General features: G+C 64.6%; 16 protein-coding genes and 1 pseudogene. 3 read left to right on the top strand and 14 right to left on the bottom strand.

The window, feature by feature from the left end; all coding sequences use genetic code 11:
- Positions 1-148: 148 nt before the first annotated feature.
- Positions 149-1,390 (bottom strand): citrate synthase family protein, encoded by a 1,242-nt coding sequence (locus HV744_RS25460; protein ID WP_175152143.1) that lies wholly within the window; start codon positions 1,388-1,390, stop codon positions 149-151.
- Between the two features lie 140 nt (positions 1,391-1,530).
- Here HV744_RS25460 and HV744_RS25455 point away from each other — a divergent pair, with 140 nt between their 5' ends.
- Positions 1,531-2,922, top strand: a complete 1,392-nt coding sequence (locus HV744_RS25455) for a CoA transferase (RefSeq protein ID WP_175152142.1) — start codon at positions 1,531-1,533, stop codon at positions 2,920-2,922.
- Positions 2,923-2,954: 32 nt separating this feature from the next.
- On the opposite strand, the gene HV744_RS25450 is transcribed toward HV744_RS25455, so the two are convergent.
- Positions 2,955-3,701, bottom strand: coding sequence for a GntR family transcriptional regulator (locus HV744_RS25450; RefSeq protein WP_093635740.1), 747 nt, complete (start codon positions 3,699-3,701; stop codon positions 2,955-2,957).
- A gap of 190 nt (positions 3,702-3,891) precedes the next feature.
- Between HV744_RS25450 and HV744_RS25445 the strand changes: the two genes are divergently transcribed.
- The gene (locus HV744_RS25445; RefSeq protein ID WP_175152141.1) at positions 3,892-4,737 is read left to right on the top strand and encodes an aldo/keto reductase; all 846 of its coding nucleotides are present in this window, start codon (positions 3,892-3,894) and stop codon (positions 4,735-4,737) included.
- Positions 4,738-4,785: 48 nt separating this feature from the next.
- Here the strand turns inward: HV744_RS25445 and HV744_RS25440 are convergent, their stop codons facing one another.
- The 11 genes and pseudogenes from HV744_RS25440 to HV744_RS25395 all read right to left on the bottom strand — a co-directional run bounded on the left by HV744_RS25440 (position 4,786) and on the right by HV744_RS25395 (position 16,657).
- The gene (locus HV744_RS25440; RefSeq protein ID WP_175152140.1) at positions 4,786-5,259 is read right to left on the bottom strand and encodes a hypothetical protein; all 474 of its coding nucleotides are present in this window, start codon (positions 5,257-5,259) and stop codon (positions 4,786-4,788) included.
- A 193-nt stretch (positions 5,260-5,452) separates the two neighbouring features.
- Entirely contained in the window at positions 5,453-7,630 is a 2,178-nt protein-coding gene (locus tag HV744_RS25435) for an ABC transporter ATP-binding protein (protein ID WP_175152139.1), read from the bottom strand.
- On the bottom strand, positions 7,627-8,493 hold the full coding sequence (locus tag HV744_RS25430; protein WP_175152138.1) for an ABC transporter permease: 867 nt from the start codon (positions 8,491-8,493) through the stop codon (positions 7,627-7,629). Before HV744_RS25430 ends, HV744_RS25435 begins: the two co-directional genes overlap by 4 nt.
- Complete coding sequence (locus HV744_RS25425; RefSeq protein ID WP_175152137.1) at positions 8,490-9,500, bottom strand: ABC transporter permease; 1,011 nt, start codon at positions 9,498-9,500, stop codon at positions 8,490-8,492. Before HV744_RS25425 ends, HV744_RS25430 begins: the two co-directional genes overlap by 4 nt.
- A gap of 31 nt (positions 9,501-9,531) precedes the next feature.
- On the bottom strand, positions 9,532-11,205 hold the full coding sequence (locus tag HV744_RS25420; protein WP_175152136.1) for an ABC transporter substrate-binding protein: 1,674 nt from the start codon (positions 11,203-11,205) through the stop codon (positions 9,532-9,534).
- Between the two features lie 304 nt (positions 11,206-11,509).
- Positions 11,510-11,629 (bottom strand): annotated as a pseudogene (locus HV744_RS37605) (HoxN/HupN/NixA family nickel/cobalt transporter); the annotation flags it as partial.
- A gap of 49 nt (positions 11,630-11,678) precedes the next feature.
- A complete protein-coding gene (locus tag HV744_RS25415; RefSeq protein ID WP_175152135.1) occupies positions 11,679-12,194 on the bottom strand; it encodes a cupin domain-containing protein in 516 nt (171 codons plus the stop codon).
- A 192-nt stretch (positions 12,195-12,386) separates the two neighbouring features.
- The gene (gene fusA, locus HV744_RS25410) at positions 12,387-14,492 is read right to left on the bottom strand and encodes an elongation factor G (RefSeq protein WP_175152134.1); all 2,106 of its coding nucleotides are present in this window, start codon (positions 14,490-14,492) and stop codon (positions 12,387-12,389) included.
- Positions 14,493-14,793: 301 nt separating this feature from the next.
- Positions 14,794-15,303, bottom strand: coding sequence for a DUF192 domain-containing protein (locus tag HV744_RS25405; protein WP_175152133.1), 510 nt, complete (start codon positions 15,301-15,303; stop codon positions 14,794-14,796).
- Positions 15,304-15,448: 145 nt separating this feature from the next.
- On the bottom strand, positions 15,449-15,634 hold the full coding sequence (locus tag HV744_RS25400) for a hypothetical protein (protein ID WP_175152132.1): 186 nt from the start codon (positions 15,632-15,634) through the stop codon (positions 15,449-15,451).
- 453 nt (positions 15,635-16,087) lie between these two features.
- The gene (locus HV744_RS25395) at positions 16,088-16,657 is read right to left on the bottom strand and encodes a pseudouridine synthase (RefSeq protein WP_175152131.1); all 570 of its coding nucleotides are present in this window, start codon (positions 16,655-16,657) and stop codon (positions 16,088-16,090) included.
- A gap of 338 nt (positions 16,658-16,995) precedes the next feature.
- Between HV744_RS25395 and icd the strand changes: the two genes are divergently transcribed.
- Positions 16,996-18,252 carry an NADP-dependent isocitrate dehydrogenase gene (gene icd, locus HV744_RS25390; RefSeq protein ID WP_175152130.1) on the top strand — a complete coding sequence of 419 codons (1,257 nt, stop codon included), beginning with the start codon at positions 16,996-16,998 and terminating at the stop codon, positions 18,250-18,252.
- Between the two features lie 282 nt (positions 18,253-18,534).
- Here the strand turns inward: icd and HV744_RS25385 are convergent, their stop codons facing one another.
- Positions 18,535-18,741, bottom strand: a complete 207-nt coding sequence (locus tag HV744_RS25385; protein ID WP_175152129.1) for a cold-shock protein — start codon at positions 18,739-18,741, stop codon at positions 18,535-18,537.
- Between the last annotated feature and the right edge of the window lie 111 nt (positions 18,742-18,852).

Here is an 18,852-nt window from a genome sequence, read left to right as displayed (position 1 = left end):
GCTAACGAGCCGCTGACACGACGCTAAGCGGCAGTTCAGCAACAGACGGGCGCGAGGCGAGCGGCAGACAAGCTGCCCGCCATACGCTCAGCGGCTGCCCGTCAAGCGCCCAGCGGCCGCCCGCCAAACGGCCACGCGTACGGCGGCCTTAGCCCGAAGCCGCCGCTTCATATTCCCCGATATAACGCGCCCGTGGCCGGATCAACCGGCCATCGCGCGTTTGTTCCATCGCGTGAGCGATCCAGCCGACCACCCGGCCCACCGCGAACAGCGTGAACGCGGCGCCGGCCGGCAGCCCAAGCACGCGCTCGATGGCGGCGAGCGCGAAGTCGACGGTCGGCTCCGCGCCGGTCGTGTCGCGCACGGTGCGCGCCAGCTTGAGCACTTCACCGACCGGCGAGCGAGCCGGCGCGCAGTCGGCGAGCATCGCCAGCAGCAGCCGCGCACGCGGGTCGCCGTCCGGATAAAGCGGGTGGCCGAAGCCCGATAGCACCGGCCCATGCGCGCCGTGTTCATGGCGCGCGAGTCGGTTCGCCAGATAGCGGTCGAGATCGGGCGCGCGCGACGCTTCGTCGAGCAGCGCGGCGATGCGCACGGTCTCGCCGCCATGACGCGGGCCGGCCAGGGCCGCGAGTCCTCCCGCCACCGCGCCGAACAGGTGCGTCCCCGTCGACGTGATACAGCGGACCGTGAAGGCCGATGCATTCAACTCGTGATCCGCGCAAGCCACCAGCGCCGCGCGCAGTAGCCCGGCCTGCTGCCGGTTGCGTACCTGCCACGCCAAGGCCAGTTGCCGATGCAGCGGCTCGTTCGACGGCGCCGCCGAGATCATCGCGGCGGCCAGCAGCCGCATGACGGCGCAGGCGGTATCGAGTTGCGCGTCGCGGCCGAGTGCCCAAACGCGCGGCATTTGCGCGGCGGCGGCCGGGAGCAGCACGAGCGCGCGATCGAGCGGCGTGCTGTCGCTCCAGAGCTTGAGCCATGCGGCCCACTGAGCGGCGGCGAGCGGCACGGCCGGCGCATCGGCAATGCGCCGCGTGCTGCATTCCCACAGCAACGCCGCGATGTCCTCGAGCGACGCGGCGCGCGCCAGTTCCATCGCATCGTGCCCGCGATACAGCAGGCGGCCGTCGGCGACCAGGGTGATCGACGATTCGAGCACCGGCACGCCCCAGTCCAGCACTTTCTGCGCGACCTTGCCGGCCCGCTTGCCGTCTTCCTTGCGGCGCGCGAGGCGGCGCACCTCGGCGGCGTCGTAGAGCCGGCGCTTGCCTTGCGCATCCGGCGACGAGCTCAGCATGCCGCGGCTCACGTACGCATACAGCGTGGGCAAGCTGATGCCGAGCGTGGCGGCGGCTTCAGTTGCACTGAGGAAAGTCGAGGTCGGCATGGAAACGCGGAGAAACCGAAGAAATCAGTATATGTTGATTATCATAATCAAGATTGATTGCAGCGGGGCGGAATTCTAGACTCGGTTCACTTCGCCGCTCACTTCGCGGTTCCATTTCCTCTTGCTCCGATATGAACGCCATGACGCCTGAACTCGCTCTCCAACATATCTGGACCTTCGCGGGATGCGACCCGAGCGCGCTGCGGTCCGTGTCGCTGACCGGCGCGGACCCTGGCTTGCCATCGGTCTACCGGGTCGGCAGCCTGGCCTCGGCGACCATCGCCGCCTCCGGCCTGGCGGCGGCCGAATATCATCGGCTGCGCACGGGGCGCAGGCAGCAGGTGTCGGTGCAGATGCGGTGCGCGCTGGCGGCGTTTCGCAGCGAACGCTATTTGCGCATCGACGATGGCCCGCCGCCCGCGTTGCGCGATCCGGTCACGGGTTTCTACGAGACGCGGGACGGTCGCTGGATCCAACTGCATACGAATTTTGCGCACCACCTGCAGGGCGTGCTGAAGGTGCTCGGTTGCGACAATGGTCGAGCCGCGGCGGCCGCTGCGATTCGCGGCTGGGACGGCGCGACGCTCGACCAGACGCTCGCCGACGCGAGCCTGTGCGCCGCGTTGATCCGCACGCCCGACGAATGGGCCGCGCTCGACCAGGCGAAAGCGCTTGCGGGATTGCCGCTGTTCGAGATCGAGCGCATCGGCGCCGCGCCGGCCGAGCCGCCGCGGCGGGGCGGCGCGGACCGGCCGCTGACGGGTGTGCGGGTGCTGGACCTGTCGCGCATCATCGCGGGGCCGGTGGCCGGGCGAGCGCTCGCGCATCATGGCGCGGACGTGTTGACGATCAACGGGCCGCATCTGCCGAACATTGCGCCGCTGGTGATCGACAACGGACGCGGCAAGCGTTCGGCGGTGCTCGATCTGCGCGACGCCGCCGGGCGCGAGACCTTGCGCGGCCTGGCTGCCGATACCGATGTGTTTCTGCAGGCGTATCGTCCAGGCGCGCTGGCGGCGCGCGGCTTCGGTCCCGAGGAACTGGCGCGGATGCGGCCGGGGATCGTATATGTGTCGGTGTCCGCGTATGGACACGAGGGGCCTTGGGCGCAGCGGCGCGGGTTCGATAGCCTGGTGCAGTCGGCGAGCGGGATCGCCTTTACCGAACGGCAGGCGGCGGGCTGCAACGAGCCGAGGCATCTGCCGTGCCAGGCGCTCGATCATGCGACCGGCTATCTCGCCGCGTTCGGTGCGATGGTTGCGTTGACGCGCCGGGCCACCGAAGGCGGAAGCTGGCACGTGCGGGTTTCGCTCGCGCAAACGGGGCGGTGGTTGCGGTCTTTTGGGTTGCTGCCCGACGGCTGGCAAGCCGCCGATGTCGCGCTCGACGATGTGCGGGATTGCGTCGCGACCGTGCAGTCGGAGTTTGGACGCGTTCTGGCGGTGCAGCCGGCCGAACAGATGGAAGAGACGCCCGCGTTCTATGCGCTGCCGCCGGCCCGGATCGGTGCACATGAAGCTCGCTGGGAGTGATCGCTTTTAGTCTTCGCGGCGCGGCAACCCAACTACTTCCTCAACTCCGCCACAAAATCGTAGTAATCGTTGCGGCAGTACGTGTCGGTCAATTCGATCGCGCGCTGATCGGCGGTGTAGCCGACGCGGGTGATCAACAGCAGCGCCTCGTTCGGGGCGATGCTCATCTGCTGCGCGATTTCGTCATTCGCGTTCACCGCGCGGAAGTGCTGCAACGCGCGCACGATCGTCAGTCCGCGATTTTCCAGGTACGTGTAAAGCGAATCGCCGATGGCCTGCGGATCGGGAATCACCGCCGCCGGAAACGTGGAGTTCTCGACCGCCATCACGATGCCGTCGGCCAGTCGCAAGCGCCGCAGCCGCGTCACCGCCGCGGCCGGCGACAGGCCGAGCTGAATCACCTCGTCGCGATTGGCCGGCGAAATCTCGCGCGACAACCACTTCGAGCTCGGCGTAAAGCCGCGCCGCCGCAGCATTTCGCTGAAGCTCGACAGACGCGACAGCGGATCTTCGTAGCGCGGCGTGATGAAACTGCCGGCACCCTGAGTGCGGCGAATCAATCCCTGTTCGACCAGCAGCGCAATGGCCTTGCGCGAGGTGATCCGCGATACGCCGAGCGCTTCGGAGAGCACGCGCTCCGAGGGCAGCGCCTCACCGGCGTTCCAACGGTTTTCGTGGATGGCGCTGCCGAGCTTGCGAGCAAGTTGCAGATATAGCGGCGTGTCGTTTTCCGGGTCCGGGCGCAGGTCGCGCCAGCGGTCTTCCGAGGCAGAGGTCATGGGGCTCACGCAAGATGGGCAAGCGGCAATTCTATGACATCGGCGCGCCGCGTTATAGCGGGCTTTTGCCTGGGGCCGGGTCGATTGCGCGCCGAGCCGCTAAACTCGTCGCTGGGATTTTCGCAGCGGGCGCCGCGCATCGCCCGGCGCCGCTGCATCCGTTTGGATCGAGCCACTTCGAGGAGTCAGCATGACGAGCGATATTGCAAGCGTAAGCCTGCCCGACGGCGAGCGCGTCCCGGCACTGGGGCAGGGCACCTGGGAGATGGGCGAAGCGCCGGCGCGGCGCGCGACGGAAATCGCCGCGTTGCGCTGCGGCATCGAACTGGGCATGACGCTGATCGATACGGCGGAAATGTACGGTGACGGCGCGACCGAAGCGCTGCTCGGCGAAGCGCTGGCCGGATTGCGCGACCAGGTGTTCCTGGTCAGCAAGGTGTATCCGCATAACGCCAGCCGGCGCGGCGTGATCGCAGCCTGCGAGCAGAGCCTGAAGCGTTTGAAAACGGACCGGCTCGATCTGTACCTGCTGCACTGGCGCGGCTCGGTGCCGCTCGCGGAAACCGTCCGCGCGTTCGAGGCGTTGCGCGCGGCCGGCAAGATCAGGCATTGGGGCGTCAGCAACTTCGACACCGGCGACATGGAAGAGTTGGCCGCCACGCCTGGCGGCGACGCGTGCGCGACCAATCAGATTCTCTACAACGTCGCGCGCCGTGGAGCGGAATTCGACCTGCTGCCGTGGCTCGCCGCGCGCAAGATGCCGGCGATGGCATATAGCCCGGTCGATCACGCGCGCCTGCCAAAGCGCTCGCCGCTCGACGATATCGCCGACGCGCGCGGCGTCTCGGTGTTTCAGGTGGCGCTCGCGTGGGTGTTGCTGAAGCCGGGCGTGTGCGCGATTCCGAAAGCGGGCCGTGTCGAGCACGTGCGCGACAACCATCGTGCGTCGCAACTGCGACTGACCGGAGACGAACTCGCGGCTCTCGACGCGTACTTCAAACCGCCGCGCAGCAAGCGTCCGCTCGAAATGCTGTAAGCGCGGCGGCGATCGCTTGCGGCACGGCGGCTCGCCGCGCCGGGGTCGTCAGGTGCAGGCGTGGTGCATGTGCACGGAACCCAGCACCGCGACTTCGGCGGGGGTGTGCTTGAGGGCGTCGTCGTCGACGGTGGCGGCGTCCGCGAGGAAATCGTCGACGATCGACGACACCGGTACGTCGCGCAGACACAGCGACACGCGCTGCGTCTCGTTGGCCGGCAGCATGCCGCGCTGGCCGAGGAACAGCACGCCGTATTGATAACCGTGGATGATGCCGCGAATCGCGCCGACGCATTGGCCTTGCGCGACGTTGTCGTGTCTCTGCTTGCAGCTCTGCACGAGCGAGTAGGCCGAGAAGCTGGGGTCGACCGGCGGTGCGGCTTGTGACATGGTCGGCGACATCGGCCTTGCCGCGGGTTGCGCCGGTGTTTGCGCATGAGCGAGCGATGCGAGGCCCAGAGCGGCAGCCATCAGCAGGCCGGTGGCCGCGCGCGCCGCGGAGGGTTGAACGTATCGTTGCATGTTGTGGGCCCTCGTGTCGAACGTTGAATCTGATATGAGGCTATCACCTCGGATTGGTTCCATAACACTTGTGCGCGGCCGGTGGTTTTATTTGCTTGCCGGATGCGGCGCGGTTGGCGTGTGGTTGGCGGCGGTTTGTCGTCGAGATTACAGCGCGCTTAACGTGGCTTGTCCGATGCCGCATTAAGCCGCGTTATTCGTTACGCCCGGCGTTCTGCGGCGTGTTGGCGGAGTTGTCGTCCGGGACTTTGCCCGCGTCGTCGCGAGCGGCGGTTTGCAGCGCGCGCAAGGTGTCGACAGGGATATGGCAGCGGATCCGATGCGCGGCCGTGCGGCCAGCGTTGTCATCGTTATTGCCGGCGTCGAGAAAGGGCGGGTCCTGCTGCTCGCAGATCGCGCCGAGCTTGCGCGGGCAGCGTGCATGAAAGACGCAGCCCGACGGCGGCGCTGCGGCGCTCGGCAGATCGCCGGACAGGCGGATGCGGGTCGGGTGGTCGTGAGCGTCGAGAGTCGGCACCGAAGAGAGCAGCGCTTCGGTGTAGGGATGCTGCGGCCCGTCGAACACCGCGGCAGCCGGCCCGATTTCCAGCAGCCTGCCGAGATACAACACCGCGATCCGATCCGCCAGATAACGCACCACATGCAGATCGTGCGAGATGAACACATAACTGACGCCGCGCTCGCGTTGCAGATCGGCGAGCAGGTTGAGGATCGCGGCCTGCACGGAGACATCGAGCGCGGAAGTCGGCTCGTCGCAGACCACCACGCGCGGCTCGCCGGCAAACGCGCGGGCAATCGCGACGCGCTGTTTGAGTCCACCCGACAACTGCCGCGTGCGCGAGCCGAGATAGCGTTCCGGCAAACGCACGGCGGCGCTCAGCGTGGCGAGCCGTTCGTCGATCGCGGGGCCGCGCAACGCCGTGAGGCGCGACAACGCGCGGCCGATCAGCCGCTTCACCGAATGCGCGCGATTGAGCGCCGAGTCGGGATTCTGGAACACGATCTGCAGCGACTTGACCTGCTCGTCGCTGCGCCGCGTGACACGCGCGGCGAGCGGCGCGCCGTCGAGTTCGAGCACGCTGCCCGCATCGGGCGTGAGCAGGCCGAGCATCAGCTTGGCGAGCGTGGTCTTGCCGCTGCCCGATTCGCCGACCAGGCCGAGCGTCTCGCCGCCGACGAGATCGATCGAGACATCGTCGACCGCGCGCAGCGATCCGCCGGAGACGTGGAACGTCTTCGAGAGTTTCCGCGCGCGCAGCACGAGCGTCGAAGGCTTGTCTTCCAGCGAGCCGCGCTGATCCTCGGACAATGCTTCCGGGGTCGCGCGCGGCAGTTCGATCGCACGCTCATGGTAATGGCAACGCGACATCTGATCGCCGTGCGCGGCGCTAAGGCGGTACGGCGGCGGCGCGTCACGGCGGCAGCGCTCGTCGGCGAGGCGGCAGCGGTCCGCGTAAATGCAGCCTTGCGTGACCGAGCCCGGCGCCGGCAAGCCGCCTGCGATCGTATCGAGCCGCTCGGTGTCCTTGCTGCGCCCGGTGGTGGGCAGGCAGCGCAACAGTCCGACCGTATAAGGATGACGCGGCCGCGTGAAGACGTCCTGCGTCGCGCCTTCTTCGACCAGCTTGCCCGCGTAAAGCACGCCGACGCGCTCGCACATGCGCCCGATCACCGCGAGGTTGTGGCTGATGAAGAGCACGGCGGTGCCGAGTTCCTCGCGCAGCTGCGCGACGAGGTCGAGCACTTCCGCTTCGACGGTGGCGTCGAGGCCGGTGGTCGGTTCGTCGAGAATCAGCAGCGCGGGGTTCGACGCGAGCGCCATTGCGATCACCACACGTTGCTGCATGCCGCCCGACAATTGATGAGGATAGCTGTCCATCACCCGCTCGGGCGCGGGGATGCGCACGCGCTTGAGCATGTCCAGCGTGCGTTGCAACGCTTCGGCGGGCGCGATGCCGGCGGCTTCGAAGGCTTCGGAGACTTGCCGCGCGACAGTCAGCGACGGATTCAACGCGCGCGCCGGATCCTGATAGACCATCGACACCGTCTTGGCGCGCAGGTTGCGGAGCGCGTCGGCGTCGAGCTTCTGCACGTCCGCGCCGGCGATCGCGATCTTGCCCGCCTTCACTTTGCCGTTGCGCGGCAGGTAGCGGACCGCCGCCATCGCGACCGTCGATTTGCCGCAGCCCGATTCGCCGACGAGCCCGTACGCTTCGCCGCGCCGCACGCGAAACGAGACGTCCTGAAGCACTTCGCGATCGCGTCCGCGGATCCGGTACGTGACCGTCAGGCCGACGATCGTCAGCGCATCCGTGCGATCGCTCTTCGAGACGTCGAAGGCGGCGAACGAGGAGAGCGGCGCGACGCTCATCGGTCGAGTACTCCTTGCACGCTGTCGGCGATCAGATTCACGCCGACCACCAGCGTCGCGATCGCGCCGGCCGCGAACACCACGGTCCACCATGCGCCGCCCGCCATCAGCGTGTACGACTCGGATAGCGCGAGACCCCAGTCGGCCGAAGGCGGCTGAATGCCGAAGCCGAGAAACGACAGCGTAGCCACTGCGAAGATCGCGTACCCGAGCCGCACGGTCGCCTCGACGATGATCGGCGGCAACACGTTCGGCAGGATCTCGACGAACATGATGTACGGCGCGCGCTCGCCGCGTAGTTGCGCCGCGGCGACGTAGTCGAGATGCCGTTCGGCGAACACGGCGGCGCGCACGGTGCGCGCGGTGATCGGCGTGAAGGTGATGCCGATCACGAGGATCACCGTGACGTTGCTTGCGCCGACCGCTGCCAGCGCGAGCAACGCGACGATCACGAGCGGCAGTGCGAGCACCGCGTCGATCGCGCGGCCGACCACGTTGTCGACCCAGCCCTCGAAGTAGCCGACGATCAACCCCAGCGCCGTGCCCGCCGCCGTGCCGAGCAGCGTCGCCAGCGGCGCGATGGTGAGGATGTCGCGCGCGCCGACGATCACTCGCGAGAACACGTCGCGGCCGAGCTGGTCAGTGCCGAACCAGTGCGTGCGATCGGGCGGCATCAGCGAATTGAGCGGATCGGATGCGTACGGGTCGATGCGCACGATCCATTGCCCGGCGAGCGCACAGACGACCCACCACGCGACGATCACCACGCCCACCACGAAGGTGGGCGAACGCAGCAGCACGCGCAGTTGATCGAAGCGCGGTTCGGTGGCCGAAGCTTGAGTCGGCGGAACGATGGTGCTCATTCGGCGCTCCTCACCCGCAGCCGCGGATTGAGCAGCACGTGCAGCGCATCGGCGACAAGATTGGCGACCGTGTAGACCACGCCGATCGTCAGCACACCCGCTTCGAGCATCGGAAAGTCCTTGGCCTTGGCGGCGTTGTAGATCAGCGAGCCGATGCCCTGATAGCGGAACAGTGTCTCGACCACCACGAGTCCGCCGATCATGTAGCCGAGCTGCGTCGCGGCGACCGTGATGGTCGGCAGCAGCGCGTTGCGCAACACGTGCCGCCAGATCACGATGTGGCGCGGCAAGCCTTTGAGAATCGCGGTGCGCGTATAGTCGGCGTCGAGCGCTTCGACGGTGCCCGCGCGCGCCATTCTCGCGATGTAGCCGAAGAACACCAGCACCAAAGGCAGCACCGGCAGAATCAGATACCGTAGCTGTTCGAGCGCGCTGGCTTCGGGTGGATACGACGCCTCGATCGGCAGCCAGCGCAGCCACACGCCGAATACCAGAATCAGCACGATCGACGAAACGAACTCCGGCACCACCGTCGCCGACAAGCCGGCAATGCTGATCGTGCGATCGAGCCAGCGCCCCGCGTGCATCGCCGACCACACGCCGCCCGCAATGCCGAGCGGCACGACGACGATGAACGCAAGCAGGCCGAGCTTCGCCGAATGCGCGAGCGCGTCGGCGATGAACGGCCCGACCGGCGCGCGATACGCATAGGAGAGCCCCATGTCGCCGCGCACGAAATGGGTGATCCAGTCGACGTATTGCGTGACCAGCGGGCGGTCCGCGCCGAGCTGATGATTGAGCGCGGCGACCGCGCGCGCGTCGGCGAGCGGCCCGAGCACCGCGCGGCCGATATCGCCGGGCAACAGTTGGCCGCCCGCGAACACGATCACCGACAACAGCCACAGCGTGACCACCGACAAGCCCGCGCGCGTGGCCAGAAACCGCGCGACGCGGCCCGCGTTGCCGCTCGATAGGCGGGAGGCGGAAGAGGACGCCGTGGCCGACATCGTGAGCTCCTGCCGAAGGCTGCGCCGGCGCCTACGCGCTCAGCACGGCGCGGTCGAAATAGAGTTGCGCGAGCGCGGTGAAGCGCACGCCGTTCACCCCCTTGCGCATCGCGATCAGCTGATCGTAGAAGAACGGAATGATGATGGGGGTTTCGTCGAGCAGCAGCGTCTGGATCTGCGCGGAGATTTTCTTCTGCGAGCCGAGGTCGATCGCCGCGACGAATTGCGCGACCAGCTGATCGTATTGCGGATTCCTGAAGTGCGCGGCGTTCCACGTGCCGGTGCTGGTGAGCGGCGCGTTCAGAAACACGTTCGGCACGCCGCGATGGCCGTAGTCGGTGATGCCGAGCGGCGAGTCGAGCCAGTCGGATTTGCCTGGCGTGCCCGCGCCGTAATACAGCGACTGGCTCTCGACCTTCAGATTGATGCGCACGCCGATCGCCTTCGCCGCGTTCTGCACGACCACCGCGAGATCGGGAATCTCCATGTACTTTTCGGTGGTGAGTGTCACGTCGAAGCCGTTCGGCACGCCTGCTTGCGCAAGCAGTTGCTTCGCCTTCGCGATGTCGATCTTGCGTTGCGCAACGCCTGCATCCGATGACGGAAACACCGGCGCGAACGGACTGTCGTTGCCGAGTTGCGCGCGGCCTTTGAAGAGGCCGCGCACCAGCACGTCGCGATCGAGCGACAACGCCAGCGCCTGGCGCACCCGCTTGTCCTTGAACAACGGATTGTCGTTGCGCATATGAATCTGCCGATGGGCGCTCGACTTCACCCCGACCGCCTTGTAGTCCGGATTGTTCAGAATCCCGGCGCCGCCCTGCACGGTGAAGGTGCCCATCACATCCGCCTGATGGCCTTGCAACGCGAGCAACTGCGCCTGTTCGTCGGCGTAGAACGAAAACTGTACGCGTTGCGGTAACGCTTTATCGCCCCAGTAGTCGGGATTGCGTACGAACGATGCGCCGACCTTCGGCTGATACTTCTCGAATCTGAACGGACCCGTGCCGATGAAGGCTTTTTCATAACCGCCCGCATAGTTCGCGGGCAGGATCACGGCGTTGTAATTGTCCGAGGAAACGTAGTACGGGAAATTGCCGTTCGGCGCATCCAGATGAAACGCGACTGTGTGCTCGTCGACGACTTTCGCGCCGCCTTTCGACAGCACACCCTTGAGCACCGAGAGCGCCGCCGAACCGCTTGCGGGATCGGCGAGACGGTCGAAGGTGGCGACCACGTCTTTCGCGGTGAACGCCTGGCCGTCGTGGAACTTGACGTTCGGGCGCAGCGTGAAGGTCCACACGTCGCCCTTGTCGTTCGGTTTCCACGACAGCGCGAGCGCTGGCTTCAGCATGAGCTTTTCGCCGTCGTCGTCGATCAGGAACTCGCCGGTCTGGTTCAGCAGCGCGAGACTGGCGGCATCGGTCACGGTGAGTGGATCGACTGCGCCGGCGGGTGTCAGGTGGGCGACGCGGATCGTCTGGTTGGACGCAGCCGCAGCACCCGCCGCGCCCTGCGCTCGCGCTCGCGGCGCAGTCAGCACGCCGCCGCCGGCCAGCGCCAAACCGATCACGCTCGCATGGCGCAGCAACTCGCGGCGCGTGATGCGGCCGGCAAAGAATTCGTCGATGGCGTGATTGCCGTAGGCGTCGGCGGTGAGGCGGGCTGCGTCGAGTGCGAAAAATCGGTCCGCGGGAGTTTTCATCGATGGAGAGTCCAGTCCGTTCTGTTGCCGGTTCTGACGAGCCGCGCCGGATGCGCGCGACAGGGTGACTGTAGCGCGACGCACGCCTTTGACGCAAAGCTGCGATGACGTAAGCGAAAAGCCGCGCAAAGCGGCTTCAGTGTAAGCGATTGCTCACGGACCTGGCATGCTTGCCGCGCTGCGGGGACGCCGATTGGCCGATAAAAGAGCCGCTGTGTATCGTCATCACAACGTTCGACGCACGCGCGTCGCGAGACGTGCAGCATTCGCGCGCGGCGGACGCGGCGCTCGCAATGAGCTGGATTTACCGCGCAACCGCACCCGGACGCCGCCAGCGATGGAACAGCACCGAGCCGATCCAGCACATCATGAAGGCCGCGACGATGCCGTAGCCCAACGCGCCGAAGTGCTCGTTTGCGAGAGCAGGCGAGGGCGCAGCGAAGCGGTCGGCGTCATGAGTCGCGGATGAAGCGTTAGCGATCGTGCGGATGCTTGTGAATCGGATCGACCCAGTAGACCGCTTCAGGCGTTTCCACCGCTTCGATGTTCAGATTGACCACCACCGCTTCGTTGTCGCTGCGCACCAGCACGCATTCGAGCGGGTCGTCGGTGCTCGCGTTGATCTCCTGATGCGGCACGTACGGCGGCACGAAGATGAAGTCGCCGGGGCCGGCTTCCGCGGTGAACTCCAGGTGTTCGCCCCAGCGCATGCGCGCGTGGCCGCGCACCACGTAGATCACGCTTTCAAGCGCGCCGTGATGATGCGCACCGGTCTTCGCGTTGGGATGGATCGTCACGGTGCCGGCCCAGATCTTCTGCGCGCCGACCCGTGCGGCGTTGATCGCGGCGGCGCGATTCATGCCAGGCGTTTGCGCGGTGTTGCTGTCGAGCTGGTCGCCCTTGATGACCTTCACGCCGTGCTCGCGCCAATCGACGGGCGCGGCCGGTTGATCGGCGCGGTAGTGCGGGTGTTCGTGATCCTGGCTCATGATGTCTCCTCCTGGGCATGGCTCCCGGCGATCGGCTCGGCGCCGTCAGGCATTTTTGCACGTTCAAAAACGACTGTGTGGACACGCCGCATCGGCGGCACCGGACAAAAAAAGCCCGTCCACATGGAACGGGCTTCGAGTCGTTAGCGTGAGCAGCCTCGACTGCGGCACGCGACGGGTTCGTTGCAGCGCTTACTTATGCTTCGCGTTGATCACGGCTTCGGCCACGTTGCTCGGCGTTTCGGCGTAGTGCTTGAACTCCATCGTGTAGGTGGCGCGGCCTTGCGTGGCGGAGCGCAGCGACGTCGAATAGCCGAACATCTCCGCGAGCGGCACTTCGGCGCGCACCAGTTTGCCGCCGCCGCCGGCGATGTCTTCCATGCCCTGCACGAGTCCGCGACGGCTCGACAGGTCGCCCATCACGTTGCCCATGAAGTCTTCCGGCGTTTCCACCTCGACGGCCATCATCGGTTCGAGCAGCACCGGCTTGGCCTTGCGCATCGCTTCCTTGAACGCCATCGAGCCGGCCATGCGGAACGCGTTTTCATTCGAGTCGACGTCGTGATACGAACCGAAGGTCAGCGTCACCTTCACGTCGACCACCGGATAGCCCGCCAGCACGCCGGCCTTCAGCGTTTCCACAATGCCCTTGTCGACCGCCGGAATGTACTCGCGCGGAATCACGCCGCCCTTGATCGCATCGACGAACTCGTAGCCCTTTCCTTGCGGCGCCGGCTCGAGCGTGATCACCGCGTGGCCGTACTGGCCGCGGCCGCCCGACTGCTTGACGAACTTGCCTTCGACATCCTCGATCTTGTTGCGCACCGTTTCGCGGTACGCGACCTGCGGCTTGCCGACGGTCGCCTCGACGCCGAACTCACGCTTCATCCGGTCGACCAGAATCTCCAGGTGCAGCTCGCCCATCCCGGAGATGATCGTCTGACCGGATTCCTCATCCGTTTGCACGCGGAACGAAGGGTCCTCCTGCGCGAGACGGTTCAGCGCGATACCCATCTTTTCCTGGTCGACCTTGGTCTTCGGCTCGACGGCCTGCGAGATCACCGGCTCCGGGAAGATCATCTTTTCGAGGATGATCACGTGGTTCGGATCGCACAGCGTGTCGCCGGTGGTCGCTTCTTTCAGGCCGACCGCCGCGGCGATGTCACCCGCGTAGACTTCCTTGATTTCCTTGCGCTCGTTCGCGTGCATCTGCAGGATCCGGCCGAGGCGCTCTTTCTTTTCCTTGACCGCGTTGTAGACGGTGTCGCCCGAATTCACCACGCCCGAATACACGCGGAAGAAAATCAGCTGGCCGACGAACGGGTCCGTCATGATCTTGAACGCGAGCGCGGAGAACGGATCGTCGTCGTTCGGATGACGCTCGATTTCCTTGTCGTGTTCATCGTGGCCGGTGATGGCGGGCACGTCGACCGGCGACGGCAGATAGTCGATCACCGCGTCGAGCATTGCCTGCACGCCCTTGTTCTTGAACGCACTGCCGCACAGCATCGGCACGATCTCATTGGCGATGGTGCGCGCGCGAATACCGTGCTTGATTTCCTCTTCGGTCAGCGTGTGGCCGACCAGGTATTTCTCGAGCAATTCCTCGCTCGCTTCGGCGGCGGCCTCGACCATCTTGTCGTGCCATTCCTTCGCGGTGGCCGCGAGTTCCGCCGGAATCTCGCGGTACTCGAACTTGATCCCCTGGTTCTCTTCGTCCCAGAAGATCGCCTTCATCTTGACCAGGTCGACCACGCCCTGGAAGTGTTCTTCCGCGCCGATCGGGATCTGGATCGGCACCGCGACGCCTTTCAGACGATCGCCGATCTGCCGCTGCACGCGGAAGAAGTCCGCGCCGACGCGGTCCATCTTGTTGACGAACGCGATGCGCGGCACCTTGTACTTGTTCGCCTGGCGCCACACCGTTTCAGACTGCGGCTGCACGCCGCCGACCGAGTCGTACACCATGCACGCGCCGTCGAGCACGCGCATCGAGCGCTCCACTTCGATCGTGAAGTCGACGTGGCCCGGGGTGTCGATGATGTTGATCCGGTGTTCGGGATAGTTGCCGGCCATGCCTTTCCAGAAGGCGGTGGTGGCCGCCGACGTGATGGTGATGCCGCGCTCCTGCTCCTGTTCCATCCAGTCCATCGTCGCCGCACCGTCGTGAACCTCGCCGATCTTGTGGGTCACGCCGGTGTAGAACAGGATGCGTTCAGTGGTGGTGGTTTTGCCGGCATCGATGTGAGCGCTGATGCCGATATTCCGGTAGCGCTCGATGGGAGTCTTGCGGGGCACGTGAACCTCCTTGGAATAGCGCGCCTGAAACGCTCGCCGGACGGCAGTCTGTGCTACCCGGGGAGCCTGGGTGCTGCTTTGCTGAGATTACTAGGATAGCGCGTCGGCCTGTCTTTTGCAGGAATCTTGCCAGCCGGGCGCGGCCGCCTGCCGGCGGGCTTCGGCCACCGGCGATCAGCGGCGCGGCGCTTGCTGGCGCCGCGGTGCCAGAAAGAAAAAAGCCGGCGCCTTGCGAAAGGCACCGGCTTTTCCGGGGGCGGTGAAACGCAGCGGCGGCGCTCGCCGCCGTGGCCGCCGCGAACTACTGCGGCACGGCCGGCAAACCCTGGATCTGCATGCCCGGTCTGATGCCCTTCGACGTGAACCAGCCCTTGGGCATCTCCAGTGCAAACACGCCGTTGTGCGTCGGGCAGTGGTTGTTGGTGGTCTCGGCCTGCATCTCGTCGATGTCGGTGATCGTGCCGTCCGCGCGCATGAAGGCGATCGACAGCGGGATCAACGTGTTCTTCATCCAGAAGCAATGCCCGGCGTTCTCGTTGAAGACGAACAGCATGCCTTCGTTCGGTCCGAGATTCGTGCGATACATCAAACCTTGTTCGCGGTCCGCGTCGTTGGCGGCGACCGCGGCATCGATCACGAACATGCCCGCGGTCAGCTTCACGCGCGGAAATTCGCTGGGCTGCTTCGCGCCCGGCGGCATCTGCTGCGCATGAGCAGGCGCGGCGGTGGTGGCGGCGAACGACAACGCCGCGAGCGGCAGCGCAACGGCAACAGCGAAACGCGCAATCAACGAGCGCATGGAAAATCGCACGGCATGACTCCTTGCTGGAAATTAACCCGCGAATGTTACGCGAGCGCGTCAAAAACAAAAAGGCAGATCGCCTTGCGGTGATCTGCCTTACAACGCCGTAAGAACGGCAGTGAAGCTAGTTCTTGACTGCGTTTTTACAAGCAACTTACTCCGAAGCTGCAGCAGCTGCTGCTGCCTTCTTGTGCGACTTCTTGTGAGCGTGCTTCGTGGTCTTCTTTGCCGACGAAGCTGCTGCTGCCGGAGCTGCCGAAGCTGCTTCCGGTGCCGAAGCTTGTGCGAATGCTGCCGTTGCGAAGAGGCCAGCGACCAGAGCGGCGATCAGTTTGTTCATTTTGTGAATCCTCAGCTTTAGTTAATTAACCAAATGACCCGGCTATATGTAGAGTCATGTCGGTAAACGTGCCATCCACCTTTCGGTTGACAGCCGTATCGAACAAATTTTCGACACGTCTGCTTAGCGCTCAGACTCCCTGCGCTCACTTCTAAAACGGTTTGCGCAAAGGCCCTTAAGGCTGAATGCCGGATAGCTTCGGGCGGCATCTGCGTCGAATAACGCGTGAGCTCGCGCACCGGTTGACGTAAATTTTCTGGAAATTTTTATTGCGACAGCGCGATGCAAATGAGTGTCTTCGTTGCTATCGCGAACGTATTTGTTTCACGCCTTTTTCGCGATAGTTTCACGCGTGCTTTTGTTTGCGGATACAACGAGTTAGCTTATTTATTCGCAGTGGGAAACAGAGGCGTGAGCTGAGATTGATGGGCGCGTGTGCTGACGCGCGCGGGTTCAGGCGACACCTTCCCACGGTGCCTTCGGCGGCAATTCGACGCTCTCTCCCGGTTGGAGTCCGAGTGAAAAAACGTCAAGCGCGCCGATGCCGACGCGCACCAGACGCAGCGTCGGAAAACCTGCCGCGGCTGTCATGCGACGCACCTGACGGTTCTTGCCTTCGGTGATCGACAACTCGATCCACGTGGTCGGTATCGCGGCGCGATAGCGAATCGGCGGTGTGCGTGTCCAGAGCGTGTCGGTCGGTTCAACATAGTCGGCGCGGCAGGGGCGTGTCACGTAGTCGCCGAGATCGACGCCGCGCGCGAGCTTCTTCAATGTCGCCGCATCGACCGCGCCTTCCACTTGCGCCCAATAGCGTTTGACGAGCTTATGACGCGGTTCGGCGATGCGCGCTTGCAGCGCGCCGTCGTCGGTGAGAAGCAGCAGGCCTTCGCTGTCGGAATCGAGCCGGCCGGCCGGATAGACGCCGGGCACTTTGACCCAGTCGGCCAGCGACGCGCGTGTCTCATGCGGCGAGAATTGACAGATGGTGCCGAACGGCTTGTTCAGTGCGAGAAGGCGCATAGCGGGAATGGATAAAAGTCGCGCGGACCCGGTCACGGCGGCATGCGTCGCGAAGGCCTTCGGGAGAGCCGCCGGTCCGGCGATGGATCGCGCGATGATAATGCAAAAATGGAGATGGCGACTCTTCTATCTTATAAAAGACACAGGAGCGATGCCTTGCTATGTCAGGTTTCGTCCATGTTGGAAAACCCCGAGCCCTTGCCGCCTCGTTGCGGCGACTGCGTGGGCTAGAATAACTGCCAGGCCGCTTGCGGGCGTCCGGCATTGCGCGTAGCGAGGAGCGCCCATTTTCGCAGTCTCCCATCAGCTTTCTGCACAGCCTTCACTGGAGTCCGATCATGCCGTATCAGCACATCAAGGTTCCGACCGGTGGTGACAAGATCACTGTCAACGCCGATTTCTCGCTCAATGTTTCCGACCAGCCGATCATCCCGTTTATCGAAGGCGACGGCACGGGTCTCGACATCACGCCGGTCATGATCAAGGTCGTGGATGCCGCGGTGCAGAAAGCGTACGCAGGCAAGAAGAAAATCCACTGGATGGAAATCTACGCGGGCGAGAAGTCGACCAAGGTGTACGGCCCGGACGTGTGGCTGCCGGAAGAAACGCTGCAGGTGCTCAAGGAATACGTGGTGTCGATCAAGGGGCCGCTCACGACGCCGGTGGGCGGCGGCATCCGTTCGCTGAACGTTGCGCTGCGCCAGGAACTCGACCTGTATGTTTGCCTGCGTCCGGTGCAGTATTTCAAAGGCGTGCCTTCGCCGGTGCGCGAGCCCGAGAAGACCAACATGGTGATCTTCCGCGAGAACTCGGAAGACATTTACGCCGGCATCGAATGGCCGGCTGAATCGGAACAGGCGAAGAAGGTCATCAAGTTCCTGCGGGAAGAGATGGGCGTGAAGAAGATCCGCTTCCCGGAGTCGTCGGGAATCGGCATCAAGCCGGTGTCGCGCGAAGGCACCGAGCGTCTGGTGCGCAAGGCGATCCAGTACGCGATCGACAACGATCGCCGCTCGGTCACGCTGGTGCACAAAGGCAACATCATGAAGTTCACCGAAGGCGCGTTCCGCGACTACGGTTATGCGCTCGCGCAGAAGGAATTTAGCGCGGAACTGATCGACGGCGGCCCGTGGATGAAGGTCAAGAATCCGAAGACGGGTGGCGACGTCGTGGTGAAGGACGTGATCGCCGATGCGTTCCTGCAACAGATCCTGCTGCGCCCGGCTGAATACGACGTGATCGCCACGCTGAACCTGAACGGCGACTACATATCCGATGCGCTGGCCGCGCAGGTCGGCGGTATCGGTATCGCACCGGGCGCGAACCTGTCGGACTCGGTCGCGATGTTCGAAGCCACGCATGGTACAGCGCCGAAATACGCGGGCAAGGACTATGTGAATCCGGGCTCGGAAATTCTCTCGGCGGAAATGATGCTGCGCCACCTTGGCTGGACCGAAGCGGCTGACCTGATCATCAAGTCGATGGAGAAATCGATTCTGCAAAAACGCGTCACCTACGACTTCGCGCGCCTGATGGAAGGCGCGACGCAGGTGTCGTGCTCGGGCTTCGGCCAGGTGCTGATCGAGAATATGTAGAGCGTATAGAACGAAGCGGGCTGAAGTGATCCAATTCGCATAGAACACCCCGGCGTCGCGACGCGGCCGGGGTATTTTTTTGCCCGCTGAAGCGAGCAGCCACTATCGATCGAGACAGCGGCAAGCGCGTCTCGGAAATGCGCCGGGAACGGCCAGATGCGCATGTGACCGATAGTTGGGAGCCACGCTTGTCCGATAAGAACTAGACCGGACAAGAAGGCGTCGCACAAAAAAAGAAACCCGGCATGAACCCGGGTTTCAAAGGACGGGTAACGAACAGTCTCAGGTAGGTGCCTGAATGTTCGATGCCTGTTTGCCTTTCGGGCCTTGCACGACCTCGAAGGTTACCTTTTGGCCTTCCTTGAGGGTCTTGAACCCATTCATCTGGATGGCCGAGAAGTGTGCAAACAGATCCTCACCACCTTCGTCAGGCGTGATGAATCCGAAACCCTTTGCGTCATTGAACCATTTGACCGTACCAGTTGCCATGCCAACTTCCCCTGTAACTCATGTCACTACCACGAGCCCTCGAAAAGCTCCGCGACCACGCAAGGCAGCCGCTCCCTCCTCACAAGCTCACCATCGGCATTTTTTCGAAAT

Source organism: Paraburkholderia ultramafica (assembly GCF_902859915.1).
Classification (GTDB): Bacteria; Pseudomonadota; Gammaproteobacteria; order Burkholderiales; family Burkholderiaceae; genus Paraburkholderia; species Paraburkholderia ultramafica.
This window is presented reverse-complemented; position numbering and strand designations above follow the sequence as displayed.